This window comes from Alkalibacterium sp. s-m-28 (assembly GCF_054658175.1).
In genome coordinates, this window is sequence record NZ_BAAGIQ010000231.1 from 1 (window position 1) to 709 (window position 709).

Below are 709 nucleotides of genomic sequence, written 5' to 3' on the forward strand. Positions count from 1 at the left end.
AAAAAATTAATATGATCTTCTGGAGTAGCTAATGCAACAGAACCAGCTGTTGAATATTCTCCAATATTGTCCAGAACAGTGAAGAGAAAACGTAACCTGTGGACAAGCGGACTTTTATTTTACGCGCATGTCGTGTCAGCCTTCCAGCAATGTGGAAAACTTTAAACCGAATAGTCGCCACCGTTGATTTTTTCTCTTTATCTGGGAATGTTAGCTCTTTCATCAAATGAATGACTGTATAGGCAATACAACTCATCATCATGCGAGCCTGATTCGCAAGAAACGTTGAACTATCGGTCTTGTCGAAGGAAAAACCATGTTTGATTTCTTTGATATAATTTTCCATTGTCCCTCTCTTTTGGTAGAGCTTGTACACTGTTTGGGCAGGTATATCAACGAAATTTGATACGATAAACTCAAACGTCGTAAATAAGAGTTCGCCAGCTTCTCGAGTGGCCTTTACAGCTACTTTACGAACCGTTTCCCAAGATTTAGCTTGATAATCAATCTTGAAATACTGTGATTCTTTATGTGTAAAGTCTGTATCTGGTCCGTAAAGGACCTTTTGTTGAGCCATGTTCTTCAGTCGTGCATTGACTTTTAAACGAATAATATACTTCACTTTTTCTTGCTCGCATAACTCATAGATCTCAGGTTTGGCAAAGCCACTGTCCCCTCGGACAGTTAAAAACATATCACATGAGTGCTG

General features: G+C 39.1%; 1 protein-coding gene. It reads right to left on the reverse strand.

The genetic code is table 11. The features are described from left to right. Nucleotides 1–28 precede the first annotated feature (28 nt). Nucleotides 29–709 (reverse strand): IS1380 family transposase (locus ACYQ4S_RS12095; RefSeq protein ID WP_459771407.1); only part of this gene is annotated, 681 nt, incomplete at its 5' end.